This window comes from Bacillus sp. 11B20, assembly GCF_056098985.1.
On record NZ_JBLZWZ010000009.1, the window covers coordinates 576,414 to 595,055 of the forward strand.

At 41.5% G+C, this 18,642-nt stretch carries 21 protein-coding genes; 10 read left to right on the forward strand and 11 right to left on the reverse strand.

Annotated features, from left to right (window positions below; translation table 11 throughout):
• Positions 1–136: 136 nt before the first annotated feature.
• Positions 137–532, reverse strand: a complete 396-nt coding sequence (gene mscL / locus ACN6NB_RS17180) for a large conductance mechanosensitive channel protein MscL (protein WP_024423693.1) — start codon at positions 530–532, stop codon at positions 137–139.
• A gap of 127 nt (positions 533–659) precedes the next feature.
• Positions 660–1,094, reverse strand: coding sequence for a 3-hydroxyacyl-ACP dehydratase FabZ (fabZ, locus tag ACN6NB_RS17185; protein ID WP_106025530.1), 435 nt, complete (start codon positions 1,092–1,094; stop codon positions 660–662).
• Positions 1,095–1,313: 219 nt separating this feature from the next.
• Between fabZ and ACN6NB_RS17190 the strand changes: the two genes are divergently transcribed.
• On the forward strand, positions 1,314–2,369 hold the full coding sequence (locus ACN6NB_RS17190) for a tetratricopeptide repeat protein (RefSeq protein ID WP_058838575.1): 1,056 nt from the start codon (positions 1,314–1,316) through the stop codon (positions 2,367–2,369).
• Between the two features lie 14 nt (positions 2,370–2,383).
• Here the strand turns inward: ACN6NB_RS17190 and ACN6NB_RS17195 are convergent, their stop codons facing one another.
• The 4 genes from ACN6NB_RS17195 to spoIIID form a co-directional block, all read right to left on the reverse strand.
• Positions 2,384–3,202 carry a flagellar hook-basal body protein gene (locus ACN6NB_RS17195; protein WP_039182027.1) on the reverse strand — a complete coding sequence of 273 codons (819 nt, stop codon included), beginning with the start codon at positions 3,200–3,202 and terminating at the stop codon, positions 2,384–2,386.
• A 29-nt stretch (positions 3,203–3,231) separates the two neighbouring features.
• Entirely contained in the window at positions 3,232–4,071 is an 840-nt protein-coding gene (locus ACN6NB_RS17200; protein ID WP_039182029.1) for a flagellar hook-basal body protein, read from the reverse strand.
• Positions 4,072–4,195: 124 nt separating this feature from the next.
• Positions 4,196–5,197 carry a cell shape-determining protein Mbl gene (gene mbl / locus ACN6NB_RS17205; protein ID WP_007497573.1) on the reverse strand — a complete coding sequence of 334 codons (1,002 nt, stop codon included), beginning with the start codon at positions 5,195–5,197 and terminating at the stop codon, positions 4,196–4,198.
• Between the two features lie 184 nt (positions 5,198–5,381).
• The gene (spoIIID, locus tag ACN6NB_RS17210) at positions 5,382–5,660 is read right to left on the reverse strand and encodes a sporulation transcriptional regulator SpoIIID (RefSeq protein WP_008343327.1); all 279 of its coding nucleotides are present in this window, start codon (positions 5,658–5,660) and stop codon (positions 5,382–5,384) included.
• 347 nt (positions 5,661–6,007) lie between these two features.
• Here spoIIID and ACN6NB_RS17215 point away from each other — a divergent pair, with 347 nt between their 5' ends.
• From ACN6NB_RS17215 to ACN6NB_RS17225, 3 genes are all read left to right on the forward strand, one after another.
• Entirely contained in the window at positions 6,008–6,421 is a 414-nt protein-coding gene (locus tag ACN6NB_RS17215; RefSeq protein WP_024423697.1) for a MarR family winged helix-turn-helix transcriptional regulator, read from the forward strand.
• A 15-nt stretch (positions 6,422–6,436) separates the two neighbouring features.
• A complete protein-coding gene (locus tag ACN6NB_RS17220) occupies positions 6,437–7,624 on the forward strand; it encodes an MFS transporter (RefSeq protein ID WP_039182032.1) in 1,188 nt (395 codons plus the stop codon).
• A 114-nt stretch (positions 7,625–7,738) separates the two neighbouring features.
• Complete coding sequence (locus ACN6NB_RS17225) at positions 7,739–8,338, forward strand: undecaprenyl-diphosphatase (protein ID WP_024423699.1); 600 nt, start codon at positions 7,739–7,741, stop codon at positions 8,336–8,338.
• A gap of 38 nt (positions 8,339–8,376) precedes the next feature.
• Here ACN6NB_RS17225 and ACN6NB_RS17230 read toward each other — a convergent pair whose 3' ends face one another.
• Positions 8,377–9,765: an MFS transporter gene (locus ACN6NB_RS17230; RefSeq protein ID WP_059376399.1), complete on the reverse strand. Its 1,389-nt coding sequence runs from the start codon at positions 9,763–9,765 to the stop codon at positions 8,377–8,379.
• A gap of 170 nt (positions 9,766–9,935) precedes the next feature.
• Between ACN6NB_RS17230 and ACN6NB_RS17235 the strand changes: the two genes are divergently transcribed.
• The 5 genes from ACN6NB_RS17235 to ACN6NB_RS17255 all read left to right on the forward strand — a co-directional run bounded on the left by ACN6NB_RS17235 (position 9,936) and on the right by ACN6NB_RS17255 (position 14,059).
• Positions 9,936–10,823 carry a transporter substrate-binding domain-containing protein gene (locus ACN6NB_RS17235; protein ID WP_058838573.1) on the forward strand — a complete coding sequence of 296 codons (888 nt, stop codon included), beginning with the start codon at positions 9,936–9,938 and terminating at the stop codon, positions 10,821–10,823.
• Between the two features lie 41 nt (positions 10,824–10,864).
• Positions 10,865–11,542, forward strand: a complete 678-nt coding sequence (locus ACN6NB_RS17240) for an amino acid ABC transporter permease (RefSeq protein ID WP_126682410.1) — start codon at positions 10,865–10,867, stop codon at positions 11,540–11,542.
• 10 nt (positions 11,543–11,552) lie between these two features.
• The gene (locus ACN6NB_RS17245) at positions 11,553–12,293 is read left to right on the forward strand and encodes an amino acid ABC transporter ATP-binding protein (RefSeq protein ID WP_099663740.1); all 741 of its coding nucleotides are present in this window, start codon (positions 11,553–11,555) and stop codon (positions 12,291–12,293) included.
• Between the two features lie 192 nt (positions 12,294–12,485).
• A complete protein-coding gene (locus tag ACN6NB_RS17250) occupies positions 12,486–13,694 on the forward strand; it encodes an ammonium transporter (RefSeq protein WP_039182048.1) in 1,209 nt (402 codons plus the stop codon).
• A gap of 17 nt (positions 13,695–13,711) precedes the next feature.
• Complete coding sequence (locus ACN6NB_RS17255) at positions 13,712–14,059, forward strand: P-II family nitrogen regulator (protein WP_039182051.1); 348 nt, start codon at positions 13,712–13,714, stop codon at positions 14,057–14,059.
• Positions 14,060–14,146: 87 nt separating this feature from the next.
• Here ACN6NB_RS17255 and ACN6NB_RS17260 read toward each other — a convergent pair whose 3' ends face one another.
• Positions 14,147–15,043: a peptidoglycan DD-metalloendopeptidase family protein gene (locus ACN6NB_RS17260; protein WP_144489940.1), complete on the reverse strand. Its 897-nt coding sequence runs from the start codon at positions 15,041–15,043 to the stop codon at positions 14,147–14,149.
• Positions 15,044–15,159: 116 nt separating this feature from the next.
• Between ACN6NB_RS17260 and ACN6NB_RS17265 the strand changes: the two genes are divergently transcribed.
• On the forward strand, positions 15,160–15,669 hold the full coding sequence (locus tag ACN6NB_RS17265) for an N-acetyltransferase family protein (protein WP_474253500.1): 510 nt from the start codon (positions 15,160–15,162) through the stop codon (positions 15,667–15,669).
• Between the two features lie 32 nt (positions 15,670–15,701).
• On the opposite strand, the gene ACN6NB_RS17270 is transcribed toward ACN6NB_RS17265, so the two are convergent.
• The 3 genes from ACN6NB_RS17270 to ACN6NB_RS17280 are packed head-to-tail and all read right to left on the reverse strand — an operon-like array spanning position 15,702 to position 18,587.
• Positions 15,702–16,232, reverse strand: a complete 531-nt coding sequence (locus ACN6NB_RS17270) for a TlpA family protein disulfide reductase (protein ID WP_058838569.1) — start codon at positions 16,230–16,232, stop codon at positions 15,702–15,704.
• A complete protein-coding gene (locus ACN6NB_RS17275) occupies positions 16,229–16,786 on the reverse strand; it encodes a MauE/DoxX family redox-associated membrane protein (RefSeq protein WP_058838568.1) in 558 nt (185 codons plus the stop codon). Before ACN6NB_RS17275 ends, ACN6NB_RS17270 begins: the two co-directional genes overlap by 4 nt.
• 1 nt (position 16,787) lies before the next feature.
• Entirely contained in the window at positions 16,788–18,587 is a 1,800-nt protein-coding gene (locus tag ACN6NB_RS17280; RefSeq protein WP_126682412.1) for an ABC transporter ATP-binding protein, read from the reverse strand.
• Between the last annotated feature and the right edge of the window lie 55 nt (positions 18,588–18,642).

Consider the following 18,642-nt stretch of genomic DNA (forward strand, 5'->3'; position numbering starts at 1 on the left):
TTTGAAAACCTTTGAAGTCTAGGAAGGGCGAGCACTGGAACGGAACGAATTTAACATTCGTGAGTACCGGAGCGCAGACCTGACACCGAATGCAAGGGTTTGTCTACACGCTGAGAGCGGGATCAGCCGCTCTTTTTTATTGCACATCTTTAGACTGGCTTTGATTTTTCAATAGATCTCTAATTTCAGTTAGCAAAACTTCCGTTTGATCCGGCGTTTCCACAACCTCTTCTTCCTCGACCTTTTTCCGTTTTAACTTATTCAAATAACGAATAAAGATAAAAATGGAAAACGAGATAATTAAGAAATCAACCACTGTTTGAATAAAGTTTCCATATAAAATTTGAGCAGCTCCGATTTTAATGGATAAACCGCTAAAGTCATGCCCTCCAATAATAATACCAACAAGCGGCATGATTAAATCATTCACAAGAGAAGTGACAATTTTGCCAAATGCTCCCCCAATGATGACACCTACAGCCAAGTCAATGACATTGCCCTTGACGGCAAACTCTCTAAATTCTTTCAGCATCCTTTATCACCTTCATCTTTTTTTGTCTAATATGACGTTTTTTTGTCAAAATTGCAAGTCCTTATCCGTTCTAACTGAACGTTTCTAAATAAAAAAGCGATTCATGCTTGATGAACCGCCAGGAAAATCATGATACTTTAGGACCGATAGAAAATGTCAGTTCTGCTTCACATGCAACTTCGCCATCTACTGTCGCTACTGCTTTTCCTTTTGCAACCGGTCCGCGGAGGCGCGTCACTTCAACCTCTAAACGAAGCTGGTCTCCAGGCTTGACCTGTCTTTTAAAGCGGCAGGCGTCAATCCCTGCAAACAAACCAATTTTCCCTTTGTTTTCTTCCTTGCCTAACATAATCACACCAAAAACCTGTGCGAGTGCTTCTACAATAAGCACACCCGGCATGACTGGGTATCCTGGGAAATGGCCATTAAAAAATTCTTCATTTACTGTGACATTTTTAATCCCAACCGCTCTTTTTTCTCCCTCAACCTCTAAAATACGGTCGACCAATAAGAATGGATAACGGTGTGGAATAATGTCTTGAATTTGCTGAGCATCAAGCATATCTTGATCTCTCCTTCTTTTCTATATCGCTGATCTTCATTTGATTCCTATAGAAGTATATTATGAATGCTGGCATTTTTCAATATTCTCCTCGCGTATATGGTAAAAAATAGAATCTACCATTACCAATTGTCATCAAATATAATCCACACTACACTCATTGTTTTTTCACAAATATGGTAATATATATTACATCATTGATTAAATAAGAGGGTAAAAATGAATTTTATGAGCGATAAATCCATAAAAAAACTTCTCCATTCCTGGTATACAATGCTGAAGCATCGACATTTTTCGAAGGCTGAAGAAATCAAAAAAACACTACTAAAATATAAACGTAAATTATCAAAAAAACAGGAGCTCTATTTCCATTATCAGCTGGTGCTTTTTCGTCATCAGCTCTGGATGAATCAAACAGAGGACTTAGAAAAACTCAAACACGAACTGCTGCCACACAAAGATGAAATGAACGAAGAACTACAATATTATTTTTACTTCTTTCTCGGATTATATGAATCTTTAAAAAGTGACCAAAATGATGCGATTCATTATCTCGAAAAGGCAGAGGAACGACTGCCATTGCTTAACGATGAGCTGGAAGAAGCAGAGTTCCATTTCCGTACAAGCGGTGTTTATTATAACAACCGTTACTCGTTGTTATCGATTCGTCATGTTCAAAAAGCCATGGATATTTTTGCAAAGCACGAAGACATCCACAGCATCTATCGGTGTAAAATTGTACTCGCTCTTAACTATAGCGACCAAAAAAAATATGAGGAAGCAGAAGCTATTTTCATTGAGATTATTGATTACGTGAAAAAGATTGATGATCAAGAGCTGCTCGGTATCGTTTATTATGACGCTGGCTTTATTCAGTCGAGACAAAATCGTCACAAGGAAGCACTGGACTACTTTAAAAAAGCGCTTCGTCTCCCAGCATACCGAAAGTCAGCACACTCCTATGTATCGTGCCTATACGAAACTGTGCGTTCCTGCTTTAAAGAAAATTTAACCGATGAAGGGATGAAGTATATTCAAAAAGGGCTGAAAGAAGCCGTTGCTTCGCAGTTTGATATATTAAGAATGAAGTTTCAAATCTTATCTCTTCTCTACAGCCAAACGCCAAAGGCAGATGAGCAGATCGCCACGCTCGTCACATGTCTTGAACGAAAAGAAGCCTGGATTGATCTTGAGGATCTGCTTGCTGATGTCTCAGATTTTTATAAAAAAAAGGGCGACTTTGAGCGAGCCGCCTTTTTTATCATGAGAGGCTGATACGAGCCTGCTGATTATCGAATTGTATTAATTAATCCCAGCATCTGATCGCCCATCGTAATAGATCTTGAGTTCAACTGATAGGAACGCTGCGTTGTCATGAGGTCTGTTAATTCTTTCGACATGTCCACATTTGACGTTTCCAGCGCACCTTGCTGAAGCTGAATCGCCTCTCGGTTTGCACCATTTAGAGCTGTTAATGCGCCTTGATAGGTTCCATCAACTGAGAATAAATTATCTCCTTCAGAGACAAGTGCTGACGAATTGTTGACTCGTACAACGCCTAGATTCACTTGCTGATTCGGTTGATTATCTCTTGAAATCGCCGTAAGCCGTCCATTTTTATCGATTGAAATATCACGGAAATTCGCATTTAAGACGATTGCATTCCCATTTTCATCAAGAATCGGATAGCCTTCGCTCGTGACAAGCTGTACTTGGTTACGGTTATTGCCCGGCTGTAAGTAAAGTGAACCATCTCTTGTATAACGGATATTACCGCCGGCGTTGACCTGCAAATACTGCGACGGCGCTCCGAATGCAACATCAAGATCACGTCCAGTTTCTTTAATTGAGCCTTGCAGCGAGTTAATGGACGCATTGACCATTGTCCCCGTACCAAGCCTTAACCCAGCAGGTGTCAGACGACTGTTTGCCACCTGATCATTTTTTTCATCTACCTGATTAAACTGCTGTCTGATCAGCTCTGAGAAACGGGTGTTTTTCGCGCGGTACCCTGTTGTCTCACTGTTCGCGATGTTGTTGCTGATGATGTCAAGCTGCTTTTGCACTTCATTCATCGATACAGCTGCGTTTATCATCGTTCTAAGCATAAGTATCCTCCTTTCTTTTTATTTCTTGATTAGTACACTCTTCCAATTTCATTCACTGCTTTTTCTAAGCTTTTATCATATGCCTGAACCACTTTTTGGTTTGTTTCAAATGCTCGGTAGGCTGTTGTCATATCTGTATATGATTTTGTCACATCGACGTTCGACAGCTCCGATACCCCTTGGCTTAACGTATAGGACATTTGACCGTTATTGACTGCACTTGGGAGGGGCTGATTATCAGCTGTACGATATAAATCATTTCCTTCACGCGCTAGATTTCTTGTATCCATCGCAACTCGTACATCAATTTGACCAAGATTTTGGCCATTTTCAGTGACAGTACCATCTGCATTCACTTTGAAATTCTCACTCTGAACCGTAATCGGCTGGCCGGTCACGGAAAGAAGAGCACGTCCATTAATGGTCAACTGATTTTGTGCGTTCAATGTAATGGAGCTGCTTTTCGTATAACGAACGCCTTCTGGTGTGTTGACCGCATAAAATAGCGCTGATTTCTGATTGGTCTCAGGATTGATCGGCACATTATTTTCAACTAGTGCTACATCTGTTGTTTGATCTGTTGTTTTTAAAGTTCCCTGTGTAAATTGAGGGATTAATTCCTGCATATATGTCCCAGTATTGATTCCACCAATCGGCGATTGCAATGGAACACTAAAGCCTTTGCCTGAGGATGTTTGGAAACGTCCTGATTCCATTCGGCTCAGCAGCATTTCTGGAAATGCACGCATTGCCCCTTCATCTGCTTTATAACCTGGCGTATTCGCATTTGCGATATTATTTGAAAGCATTTCTGTCCGCCGCTCTTGAGCAATCATGGCAGATGTTGCGGTGTATAGTCCTTTTAACACGTGCTCACCTCATTCAAATTCTTTCACATGACCTAAACACAATCTTCTATGAAATATATCGGCTAATTAGCAGGGTTCTTTAATAAAAATCCCCCATTCTTTCTAAAAAGAATGAGGGAAATCATTAGCTGAGTTTACGCTTTGGCAGCTTGTCCATATTATCAAGCATCACGCCAGTACCAACTGCTACACAGTCCATTGGATTTTCAGCAACGAAAACCGGTACTTTCAGCTCTTCTGCAAGCAATTGATCAAGCCCGTTTAGAAGAGCTCCGCCACCTGTAATGATGACGCCGCGATCGATAATATCAGCTGATAATTCAGGCGGTGTTCTCTCAAGAACTTGTTTCGCAGCCTGAACAATTGCAGATACAGATTCACGCAATGCTTCTTCTACTTCTTTGCTTGTGACGGTAATCGTTCTTGGTAATCCTGTCACCATGTCTCGTCCACGAATTGAAATCTCTTCGTGACGTGCGTCTGGGAATACCGTTGCAACTTGGATCTTAATATCCTCAGCCGTGCGCTCACCGATCAACAGCTTGTACTCTTTTTTAATGTAGTTTAGAATTTCCAGATCAAATTTGTCTCCAGCCATTTTAATAGAAGAGGCGGTTACAATGTCACCCATTGAGATGACAGCGATATCTGTCGTTCCGCCTCCAATATCTACGACCATGTTTCCACTTGGCTGAAAAATATCCATACCAGCACCAATGGCTGCTACTTTTGGCTCTTCTTCAAGAAATACATGCTTACCACCGCTTTTTTCAGCAGCTTCTTTGATCGCCTTCTGCTCAACAGATGTAATATTTGTCGGGCAGCAGATGAGCATACGCGGCTTAGAGAATAGCCCTTTCACATTTAATTTGTTAATAAAATGCTTGAGCATCGCTTCAGTTACTTCAAAATCAGCAATTACGCCATCTTTTAATGGACGAATCGCAACAATATTCCCAGGCGTACGTCCAACCATACGTCTAGCCTCTTCTCCAACAGCCAAAACTTTCCCGCTGTTTTTGTCAAGAGCTACCACAGATGGTTCATTTAACACAATTCCTTTTCCTTTGACATGAATCAGTACATTGGCAGTACCAAGATCAATTCCAATATCCCTAGCAAACATCTATATATATCCTCCTTGAAAATCTGTTTCCATAGCAAATACCACATTCTGCCCTAATTATATATTCTATCATAATTTGCAGAAAAAAAGATATTTCTTTACAAAAGTCTTTACAAAATTTGTGGTTAGAAACTACCGATATGAGGAAGATATATATATCATGTTTATGAACAAAGAACTAAGCTTACTGTTTCACAGGCTCGCCTTCTAAAATTTCTTCTTTTTTATACTTTAACTTGGTGGCTTCTCCTCCTCGCAAGTGGCGGATTGATTTATGATAATCCAGTATCTCCTTCACTTCATTAGCCAGATCTGGATTAATTTCTGGCAGTCTTTCTGTTAGATCCTTGTGTACAGTACTTTTAGAGACTCCAAATTCTTTCGCAATAACACGAACAGTTTTCTTTGTCTCCACGATATACTTTCCTATCTTGATTGTTCGCTCTTTGATGTAATCGTGCACACCACTCGACCTCCCTAAAATGGATGTGAGAAGTGTGAAATGAGATCCGTATGAAGATTATCCATTTTCAGCGGCGCTTGTTCGTCGTAATTTCTCATCCATTAGGTAGTAAATGCCAAACACGATCCCTCACCTCAAACACTCTCTTTGTCAGGTTTGTAACAGTGTATTAGCATTGAATAGGGAATATGCTAAAAATGAAGATGGGACAAGGGATTTATCAGAAAAGGCAAAACAAAAAATCATTTCGGGGCGCGAAAATTTTCACTTTACAAGAAAGGATTTAGCACGTAAAATAGAAAAGGTGAATTTATTTACCTAGCTAAATATTTAAAAAAGGTGAGCATATGGATACGTTAAATAGAGAGTGTTTACATCAAATACATCAAGGCGCACGACTGCTGTCTAAAAAGGCGAACGAAGCGCTTGCTGCTTATGACTTGTACATGTCCCAGTGGACTGTGCTTTTTTGTTTGGATACATTCGGCCCGAAAACCCAAAAAGATATCTGGACATATTTGAACGTCGAAGCACCGACGATCACCAGAACCGTCACCCGTTTAGAAGCAAACGGCTGGGTGAAACGTGTACAAGGAAAAGACAAACGTGAGAATCTGATCGTGATGACAGATGATGCAAAAGCCCGATTTGAAGAAATCAAACGCACGATGGAACAATTTGAAGAAGAATGTCTTTCAGATTTTACCTACGAAGAAAAACAACTCCTCCATACACTTTTACACAAATTATCAACTGAATAGGAAGTGACACACATCATGAACGAACGTATTTGGACAAAAGACTTTATTATGATTGTCCTGGTGAATTTATTTACGTTCACCTCTTTTTATGCCCTTTTGACATTACTGCCCATTTACACAATGGATGAACTAAATGGAACAGAATCACAGGGCGGCCTGCTTGTGACGGTCTTCTTATTGTCTGCAATTGTGACAAGACCTTTCTCGGGCGCCATTATTGAGAAATTCGGCAAAAAACAGATGGCGATTTTCTCTTCTACGGCCTTTGCCTTACTCACTTATTTATACATCCCGATTGATCAATTCCAAACGCTTCTTATACTGCGTTTCGTACAAGGGATCTTTTTTAGTATTTTGACGACAGTAGCCAGTGCCATTGCGGCTGATATGATCCCAAAACATAAACGCGGGGAAGGACTCGGATACTTTGTGATGTCCATGAACCTGGCTGTTGTCATCGGTCCATTTATCGCACTGAATCAAGTAGGAAAAATAGGATTTCATTCCTTATTTCTTCTCTTTTCCATTATCGTAACGATCGGAGCCGCTTTTACAATGCTGATTAGACAGCCAGAGCCGGAAAACGGTGGAAGTATCGTCTTCCGATTCACGTTTTCTCACCTGTTTGAAAAAGGCGCATTAAAAACAGCGGCCGTCGGCATCATTATTTCCTTCTGTTATTCGCCGATTATTTCATTTATTTCAGTTTATGCCAATTCACTCCATTTGATGGGTGCAAGCAGTTATTTCTTTATTGTGTTTGCGGCTGCAATGCTTGGATCACGTCCATTTACAGGCAGACTTTTTGACCGCGTTGGAGCTCACGTTGTGATCTATCCTTCGATTGCCCTTTTTGCCATTGGTTTATGGATGCTGACAGCGACACATTCAGCCACAATGCTTCTTCTATCAGGCGCTGTGATTGGGCTTGGCTACGGATCACTCGTGCCATGTTTACAAACACTTGCGATTCAGCACTCACCAGCCCACCGTACAGGATATGCGACGGCCACTTTCTTCACCCTGTATGATACGGGCATTGCTGCTGGCTCATTTGTCTTTGGACTCCTTGTCAGCTTCACAGACTTTTCAAATGTGTACCTCATTGCGGGTATTGTGGTCTTACTGAGTATGGGCGTTTTTTATTGGAGCGAACGAAAACCACAGGAAGCAAAAGCACAAAAGGTCTCCCTTTCAGAATAAAAGGATACTATTTTAAACTTCACCGGAAACATGCTAAAATATAGGATATTTCAAATAGAGCATACAAGCTTTTTTGAAAAATAGTTGGCATTAAGCGAAAGTATAGGTGATGTTTTGAATTACGAATTGTTTAAAGTCATACACGGGATGGCTCACCATTCTGAGTTTTTAGATCAGGCCATGATATTCATTACGAAAAAGGCCATTCTTGTGTATGCCCTTGTCTTATTGATTTGCTGGTTTTTAGGGAATCACAAATTTAAGAAGCATGTCTTCTTTTCCGGTGTAACAGGCATTGCAGCACTTATCGTCAACTTTGCCATTACATTGTTTCATTATGAAGAGCGGCCGTTTGTGGCGCATAAAGTCGACACACTCATCCCGCACTCAGCAGACGCTTCCTTCCCAAGTGACCATACAACAGGTGCACTGGCTCTTTCATTAGCCATTCGATCCCGTAATAAAAAGCTCGGCAACATCTTGCTCGTCTTTGGATTACTCACAGGATTCTCCCGCATCTGGGTTGGCCACCATTATCCATTTGATGTTTTAGGCAGCTTGGTCGTATCGATTGTGGTTGTCTTTATCATGAATAAATTATGGAAGTTCTTTGACTCTCCTATTGATCGTATCGTGACATTTTACGAGACAATTGTGGGGAAAATTTTCAGAAGGAAGACAAAGGATCAGGGCTCAGACCTGTCCAACTCTTAAGCGGTTTTGCGATAACGTGATGAAGATTCTTCTCTCACTTATCGTGCCGCTTTTTTTATTGGCTGTCTCCCTCTAACCATACTTGAAAAATAAAGACTGACACCAATGCCAATAAGAGAAATGATGATCAACGTCCAGCCTAATTGCGCAAAATGAGAACCAGCAATTTCATCCCCAAAGAGCATGCCAAGCACAGCAGATGACAGAATGGAACCAAGGTAGCGGCATGTTTGAAAAAGTCCAGAGGACGTGCCAATCATTTGCTGAGGACTTGCTTTGAGCATCGCAGCTTGAAGCGCAACATTCCCAATTCCATAACTGAGTCCAAGCAGCGCTAGAACCAATCCTTTCCCCCATAATGGCGCAGGAATAAAAAAGAAAGTCATTGCAGACGCTCCAGCCAGCATCAATACTGCACTCGCTAAAACTGGATGGCGTTCATCCCCGCGATCTACCCACTTTCCTGTCAGAGGCGACACAATAATGCTCACTCCTGACATACACAGCATAAAAAGACCCGTCATCTCCACACGCCAGCCTAACTCATCTTGAAAATAACTCGGCAAACCAAAAAAGAGACAATAGAAAAAGATATTTAAGATGATAAATTGCACATACACAAGTGACAGCCGCTGCTCTTCTCTGAACATCCGTATTTGAATAAACGGTTCATCCACCTGATACTCCCACCAAATAAAAGCGCCTGCACTCAGGAGACAAAGAATGCCTTGAACATATTGAATGCCATCACCGAGTGATAATAAAAATGAAAGCAGGAGAACAATGCAGACAGTAAAAAGAAGCATCCCTGGCAAATCGAGTGTTCGCACGGTTTCGCCTATGCGCAGCTTTCTCTTCTTCTGCTCCTTCGGAAACAACAATAGACCGAGAAAGAAACTGATCAAAATAAACGGCAGATTCACTAAAAAGATAGCCGGCCAGCCACCAATGGTCATCAAAAATCCGCCAAGCGTCGGCCCAAGTGCCGTCATCGCTGAAGCAAAAATGGATAATACCGCTAACGCAGAAGCCTGTCTTTCTTGAATATGATCCCGAATGAGTCCGACCCCAGAGGGATAAATGGCACTGCTTCCAATCGCCTGTAACAGCCGGATTACAATCAGTACCGCAAACGTTGGGGCAAACGGCGCGCAGATGGCTGAGACTGCGACAAGAACGAGACCGAATAAAAATAAGGTTCTCCGGCTCATGACATGATCCCCAATCCGGCCACTCACTGGCTGCGTCACTGCACTTGCTAAATAAAAAGAAGAAATAAGCCAAGATACAGTCGTAAACGACAAACCGAATTCATGCTGAATTTGATGCAAGGCTAAAGCAATCATTGATGAATTCAGCGGATTCAACATCGTTCCAAAGGCAATAGCGGTTAAAAAAACTTTTCGATTGTCTGTCCACTTGTGCATACACTACTCCTCTTTCTGGCATGTTCTTTGCCCATCCTCCCGTTATTATGAGATTCAATTCCCTTTTTTACCCTGATCAAATCGAGTTCTCTCTCGGAAAAGCTAGACATACATTTTAAAAAGGGTGGCTTTTGGAAAAGCACATATAAAATTGAGAATATGAGGAAGAGATGGTAATATTCATTTCATATTTAAAAGCCTACTTTCTCCTTACAGGGAGAACGGCTGAAAAGGAGGAGAAGCTTATTATTAAAAAAAGACGGTTTTGGGTCCCAGCCCTTTTCTCGGTTGCAGTATTACTTCTGTCTTCGTGTGGTTCAAACGAAACAAATGGGAACGGAGATAAACGTAATTCTACAGCGAAAGGGTCGCCAATTTTGGAGGATGGAAAATTTATTTTTGCAGCATCAGGTGAATTTCATCCGTTTAGTTACATGGATGGAAATCAGATGTCTGGCTTCGATATCGACGTAGGCAATGCGATTAGTGACAAACTAGGTCTCGAACCTATACAGAAAAAATATAAATTCGCAGGCATCGTCGAAGGTGTGAAAGCAGGTAAATTTGATGCGGCAGTTGCCAGTCATACCATCAATGAGGAACGAAAAAAACACGTCCTTTTTTCTAAGCCCTATTACTACTCTGGTCCGCAAATTTTCACAAGACCTGGAGCAGACATTCAACATGCTGATGACTTAAAAAACAAAGAAATTGCTGTATCAAAAGGATCGTCCTACGCTGATATTGCAAAGGAACATAGCGGGCAAGAACCAAAATATTACGATAGTGATGTCGTCGCCTTAGAAGCACTAGCCAACGGAAAACACGATGCAGTCGTGACAGATTTCGCCACAGGTGCAGAAGCGATGAAGAAAAAATTGAAAATCGAAGCGCAGGAAAGACTCGGACAAAGCGAGCAGGCAATTGCTGTATCAAAAGAAAATGAACAGCTCATAGAAGAGATCAACGATGCGATTGATGCATTAAAAAAAGACGGAACATTAAAACAAATTAGTGAAAAGTACTTTGATGAAGACATCACGGTCAAACAAGATTAAAACCACGATTGTGCGCCTTTTTATAGGCGCACTTTCTTCAAATGGAGATGATTGTTTTGCCTACCTTAGCACACTTTTTTCAGACACTCATTGATTCTAGAGGCATTTTCGTAGAAGGAATGCTGATCACCTTACAGCTCACGGTGATCAGCATCTTCATCGGTATGTTCATCGGGCTCTTCTTTGCTTTATTGAAAATATCCCGCATAGCCGTTTTCGGTTATATTGCCAATGCTTATATCTTTCTTGTACGCGGAACACCACTTATTGTTCAAATTTTCATCCTATATTTCGGTCTCACAGAATTGAATATACCCGACTTCTGGGCTGCTTCCATTGCGCTCGCCTTTCATAATGGCGCCTATATAGCCGAAATATTTAGAGGCGCCATCCAATCCATCGATCAGGGGCAAAAAGAGGCAGGACGCTCTCTTGGCATGGGTCGTTTTTTAACCATGAGGCGCATCATTCTCCCGCAAGCGATGCGGCGCGCCCTCCCCCCTCTTGGCAACCAGTTCATTATCGGCTTAAAAGATTCATCACTCGCCGCCTTTATTAGTGTGAATGAACTATTTAACATCGCCACCACGCAAGGCTCCAACAGCTTTGATAATATGACGTATTTACTTGTTGTAGCCGTCTATTACTTAGTTCTTGTCCTGCTGTTAACATTCGCTGTCCAAACCTTTGAGAAGAAATTATCAGCCAGTGACCAATAGGAGGAGTAGTATGACAGAATCAAAGGAAGTCATTCGTGTTGAAAAACTCAATAAATACTTTGGAGAGCTTCATGTTTTAAAAGATATCGATCTCACCGTTTATGAAAATGATGTAGTCGTCTTAATTGGCGCAAGCGGTTCTGGAAAAAGCACCCTGCTCCGCTGTATGAACTTTTTAGAAATAAAAAATGACGGAGATATCATCATCGATGGCAGCCCTGTTCATCCAAAGCGCGATCAATTAAACGAAATGAGACAAAAAATAGGAATGGTGTTTCAGCATTTTAATCTTTTTCCGCACAAAACTGTGCTTGAAAATATCATTGAAGCACCTATTATGGTGAAAAAAACAAAGAAAGCGCAAGCCATCACCGAAGCGAGCGCCTTGTTAGATAAAGTCGGACTTGCAGATAAAGCCAACGTATATCCTTCTAAACTATCAGGCGGTCAAAAACAGCGTGTAGCCATCGCCAGATCTCTCGCTATGAAGCCTGATGTCATGTTATTTGACGAACCTACGTCTGCCCTTGATCCAGAGCTTGTAGGCGAGGTGCTGCAAACGATGAAAAGCCTCGCAAAAGAAGGCATGACCATGGTCATTGTCACACATGAAATGGGCTTTGCGAAAGAAGTTGCTGACCGTGTCGTCTACATGCACGAGGGCCGCATCGTCGAAGAAGGCGTCCCTTCGGAATTATTTGATTCTCCTAGGGAGGAACGTACAAAACTGTTTCTCAGCTCCATTTTATAGGTCAAACGCCCTTCATTTTTAGTGCTTAACTGACGTTTTTGCTCATTTTTTACGAACTTTTCATCCATTTATATTGAACTTAACCAAAAAACCATGTTAGATAAACTTACACGTATATGTTATATATGACTTTTCTCTCTATAATGAAGAATTAAGAAAACAATAATTCTGAATGATTCGGGGGAATGCAGCATGCAAATGGGTGATACAGTATTTATGTTCTTCTGCGCACTACTCGTGTGGTTAATGACACCGGGTTTAGCTTTATTCTACGGAGGACTCGTGAGAAGTAAAAACGTTTTAAGCACAACCATGCACAGCTTAACGTCACTAGCGATCGTTTCAATCGTATGGATCGTATTCGGTTATTCCTTAGCTTTTGCACCAGGCAATGCATGGATCGGAGGATTAGACTGGGTTGGCCTGAAAGGCGTAGGCTTTGAACCCGGTTCCTATAGCGAGACCATTCCACATTCATTGTTCATGATGTTCCAAATGACCTTTGCCGTCTTAACAACAGCCATCATCTCAGGTGCCTTCGCTGAACGGATTCGCTACTCAGCAGTCGTTGTATTTACACTCCTTTGGGTCACATTTGTATACGCTCCAGTCGCACACTGGGTATGGGGCGGCGGTTGGATTGGCGAGATGGGTGCGCTTGACTTCGCAGGCGGAAACGTGGTTCACATCTCATCCGGTGTTGCGGGTCTTGTCGTGGCGATTGTGCTCGGGAAGCGTAAAGACGCAGCAAGCTCTTCTCCGCATAACTTGATCTACACCCTTCTCGGCGGAGCTGTCATCTGGTTTGGCTGGTTTGGTTTTAACGTGGGGAGTGCTCTTACATTAGACAGCGTGGCCATGTTTGCCTTTATTAACACCAATACAGCCGCTGCTGCAGGAATCATCGGCTGGCTGTTAGTAGAGTGGATGATCAACAAAAAACCAACCATGCTCGGCGCGATCTCTGGAGCCATCGCAGGTCTTGTCGCCATTACACCTGCCGCAGGCTTTGTTACACCGTTTGCTTCTATTATAATAGGATTCATTGGCGGGATCGTCTGTTTCTGGGGCGTCTTTTCTCTCAAAGCCAAATTTGGCTATGATGACGCACTAGACGCATTCGGCCTTCACGGAATTGGCGGTACTTGGGGAGGAATTGCAACAGGACTTTTCGCCACAACTTCTGTCAATGACGGTGGAGCCAATGGCTTATTTTACGGAGATCCCAGCTTACTTTGGAAGCAAGTGGTCGCGATTGTTGCCACGTACGCTTTTGTTGCCGTTGTGACATACGTGATCATCAAGTTGGTCAATGTCTTCTTCAAAATTCGTGCAACCGAAGAAGAAGAATCCGTGGGTCTTGATTTAACCATGCACGGTGAAAAAGCTTATCAAGATTAAGAAAAAGGGGTGTCTCTATGAGCAAAATGTATAAAGTGGAGATTGTCACACGTCCAGCTAATTTTGAAACATTAAAGGTGGAGCTTGGAAAGATTGGTGTCACCTCGATTACCTTTTCAAATGTACACGGCTGCGGCTTACAAAAGGGACATACAGAGCTATACCGCGGTGTCAAAAGAGAAAGCAACGTGTACGAACGATTAAAGATCGAAATCGTCCTAAGCAAAGTACCTGTCGAACAGGTCGTTGAAACAGCTCAAAAGGTACTTCGTACAGGCGAACCAGGGGATGGGAAAATTTTTATATATGAGATAGCGAATACAATCAACATTCGGACAGGTGAAGAAGGACCTGCCGCCCTATAGTTTATCCTCCGCCGAGTGGCGGAGGATCTTTTTAAGCAGAAAAAAACCTCTGCATATTTTTATATACACAGAGGACCTTGTAAGACATTAAGATTGTTTAGTTTCTTCTGACAGACTGCTGTCTTTAGAGGAATCAGAAGACTTTTCTTGATCAGAGGATTTCCCCTTCTCATCAGACTTTTCTTCCGATTTTTCTCCAGCTGGCTCTTTGGCTTTATCTTCAGCAGCAGGTTCCTTCGTTTTTTCCTCAGTCTTTGGCTGAGCAGGTTCTTTTGCTTGTTCCGTCACTTCTTGCGCTGCTTTTTCAATCGTAGAAACAGGCTTGTCAATGAAGCTAAGCGGATTAAGCGCTAAACCTTCCATACGAATTTCAAAATGCACATGGTTGCCGCTTTCAGCGCCATATAGGTTTTTACCAGAAGCACCGATGACATCATTCTGCTTCACTTCATCGCCTTCTTTAACACTCACTTGTGACAACGATTGATAGACAGTTGATAATCCATCTTCATGTTCAATTTCAACGACATGACCAAGAACTGGATCTTTTTTCGCTTGAACCACTGTTCCACTAAGAGCAGCTGTGACATCAAACACTTTGCCATCTTTATCTGCAAGATCAATACCTTTGCTCAAGGTATAGGTGTTATTATAGTTTACAAGTGCTGCTTCTTTTTCTTTTTGGTCAGCATCTGCTTCATAGAACTTTTTCACGACAGAAACATTATCAGAATTCTGGACCGGCATTGCGACATTTTCAATTGGCTTTCCAACTTCAACAGCATCATCGCGCTGTTCTTGCCCTGTTTGATTTCCATCAGATAGTTGGTCTTTCACATCTTTTGATACAGCTTGATACCAAAGAACGGCTGTTAACACGACCGCTGCGCTGACCAAGTAAATAGCAGGGAATACCCAGCGCTTACGGAAAAATTGCTGAACTTTTGTGATTTTGGAAGTACGTTTCTTTTCTTCCTCTCTCATTTTTCATCACCTCAGCAACATTCTGAACACTTTTCAAAAAATATATACACACGAAATCATTTTTCTTTTTATTTTGCGCAATCGCATCAATAATATGTATGATAAATGAAAAAAAGATGGGGGACTTAATTGTGAAAACTTTCAACCGCATAGCAACAGAAGATAACCTCAAAGCGATCGTTGATATCTACAATTCAACCATTGCTTCAAGAGAAGTGACAGCTGATACAGAACCAGTTTCTGTCGAGGACCGCCGGCAATGGTTTTTGAATCATTCCGAAAAAAGACCTCTCTATGTGAAAACAGATGAGGATGGAATTATCTACGGCTGGCTGAGCTTTGAAACATTTTACGGTAGACCTGCATACAACGGGACCGTTGAAATGAGTATCTATTTGAACCAAGACTATCGAGGAAAAGGCTTAGGCTCACTTTTCTTACAAGAAGCCATTGAGTTAGCACCGTCATTAGGCATTCGAACGTTACTTGCCTTTATTTTCGGGCACAACGAAGCCAGCATTCGACTATTTAAAAAGCACGGCTTTGAGACATGGGGCCACCTGCCACGCATCGCAGAAATGGACGGCAGCAGATACGATTTAGATATCCTAGGAAAAGAATTATAAAACGAGCGTCTCCCTGACAAAGAGACGCTTTTTTATGACGCATGTAACAGCTGTTCAAACTGTTTCGCATTTTGAAGAGATTTTCTTTGCAGAATGATACCTTGTTCATCAATGAGAATTGCTTGTGGAACAACCGTTACCCCATACAGCTCCATAATTTGTGAAGAACGAGTATACACAGCTTGGGACGGAAGCAATTCAAGGATCGGCGTATCATCCGCCTGCTCATCTCCATTAATAATAATGAATTGAGTATCATCGCCAGCGATTTGCTGCTGCAGATCTGCCAAAATACTTTTGCACGTCATACAAGTAGAATTCACAAATAACAGCATCACAGCACTCCCACTTTGAAAATATTCCTTCAAAATGACCTTCTTCCCTAAATGGGAATAGCTTCGAAATAACGGTGCAGGATCCCCCACATCCGCTTCCTTTAATTCAATTCCATCAAGGGTTTTAATTTTATTCATAAATTTTCCGATAAAACGGGCGAGCAAAAATATCACAGCCAGCTGAGCAATGACAATGAATAACACAATAATCAATAGAATATCTGTCATTTCACATCGTCTCCTTCTATAAATAATTCAAATTGATTGATCCATTTTCTTTTAAACATTAAGACTTCTTGACCCACCGCTATTATGAAAGAGACAGCCACGGCAATGAGAAAACAAATAATGTTATATTGCCATGGAATGGTTTCTACATAGGAATGCACATAAAACAATCCGATCACAAGAGACAGCATCGACACATTGCGAATCACAATTCCCCAGTGAAGGCGTTCATTATCAAGTAGTCCACCACAGCCGCAAGAAATATCACGATGTCCTCTCAATAAATTGAAGGTCACCGCTCCAGTATAAATACATAAAAGTGCTGTAAGACCAATCGCAGGTACAAGAGTCATGTGCCATATGAACAAATAACCAGTACAAACCAATTCAGCAGTTAAAAACAAATAAAACATGGGTGCCGTGAAAGAAGGAGGCAGCAGCCGATAAGCATCCATCTGCTGCATATGTGCCGTCTGTTTTTTCACTTTATCAAACCATGCACCCGCAAAAATGATCCCTAGTAAATAGACACCTATATAATAAAAGACACTCACCTTACGCCATCTCCTTTTGTTGAAATAATTGAGATTGTGCCTCGTAAAGCCTTTTGTACTCTCCGTTCAACACCATCAGTTCATTATGGTTCCCCTCTTCAACGAAAGCACCATCTTTCATTACGATTATACGGTCTGCTAAACGGGCCGCTCCCATTCGATGTGTGATAAACAAGACACCCTGATCCTGCGTGTGATCGAATAGCTTTCGAATGAGTGAAATTTCCGAGAGTGGATCAAGAGCAGAAGTCGGTTCATCTAAAATGATAAAATCACTCTCTCTAAAGAAGGTTCTAGCCATCGCGAGCTTTTGCCATTGTCCGCCAGACAGTTCATGTCCTTCTTCAAAAAACCGTCCAAGCTGTGCATCATACATTTCTTCCATTTGATGAATTCTTTTCTCTATGCCTGCTTGCCGTGCAGCTGAGATCATCCGCTCTTTCTCGTCCATATGATCAATACGGCCAAACCCGATGTTTTCTTTCACAGTGAACTCGTACTTCATAAAATCTTGAAAAAGAACAGCCATTCTCGCATGGTATGACTTTTTATGAATGGTAGAAATAGACTCACCGTTGACTTTTTGCATATTCGGCTGATCTGGATCATATAAACCGGTCAAACATTTGATCAAGGTGGTTTTACCTGATCCGTTATCCCCCACCAATGCAATACGTTCACCTTTATTGATATGAAAATGTATATGCTCAATGGCAGGTGTTTTCATATTCGGATAAGTAAATGAGAGATTTTCAAGTGTAATAGACTGAATAGACTCGATCTTCCGAAGCGATGCCCCCTCTTCTACCTGCTCATGAATTTCTTCTTCTCTCTTTTGAAAAGCTCTCATTTCATCAATATAAAGACTTGTTTCATATAAACTAGAACATTCTCTTGTTAAGTCCTGAAAACCACTTTGGATGTTTTGCACCGCTTGCAGCACAGCGACAAATGTCCCGGCAGCTAATTTTTTTTGAAAAATAAGAAAGACAATAAAAAGACCGCAGCATACATAGGAAAATGTCATAAGCAACCCGCCCGCCATCTCCCAGCGAACTTGCCGCTTAAGCAGTTTATATTTTTCATCTGCACTTTTTACATAATGACCTTTCCATTTCTGAAGAAGATAATCCCCGATTCCATATAAACGGATTTCCTTCAATGAATCTCGTTGCGCAACAAGATCGGACACATACATTTCTCTGCGGTCATTGGCAGTTAACATGCGGTTTAATTGATAACGCGCTCCTCCAAAGAAAAGCTCAATCCATAAGACAGGCAGGGTAAACACGATCAGAATAACTGCCAAGCCCCAATGGATACCGATCATATAGAAAAGAAGTGATACAACAGTAATCAATGCGCTCATGATTGTAAAGATACTTCTAACCATACTCAGAACATGCTGATGACTGTTCATCACACGTTGACTTTCATTGTAAAAAGAAGGGTGTTCAAATGTAATAAACGGCAGCCTGATCGCCTTTTGAAGCAATTCACCCTTCAAATGCAGACCAATCAAATTTGTCGCTTTCTGCTGGCTAAGCTGAAGAACGAATTGAAGCCCATATCCTAAAACCACGATGACCATTTGCAGTCCAAATAACCACAAAACCTTTTGAATGTCTCCTGAAGACGTCATGAATAAAATAATTTCATTAATCAAAGTTTGAATAATCCAGACACTAGCCAAAGGCATAAAACCAACGATTACTTGGATCAATAAGGTAAGAAGAAGATAAGATCGACTTCTTTTCCAAGTATAGGAGATTGCATATAGACAATGGTTCACTGTACTCATCAAACGCTCCACCTTACACCATTTAGTATAATTGACATATTTTTGATATTTGTAT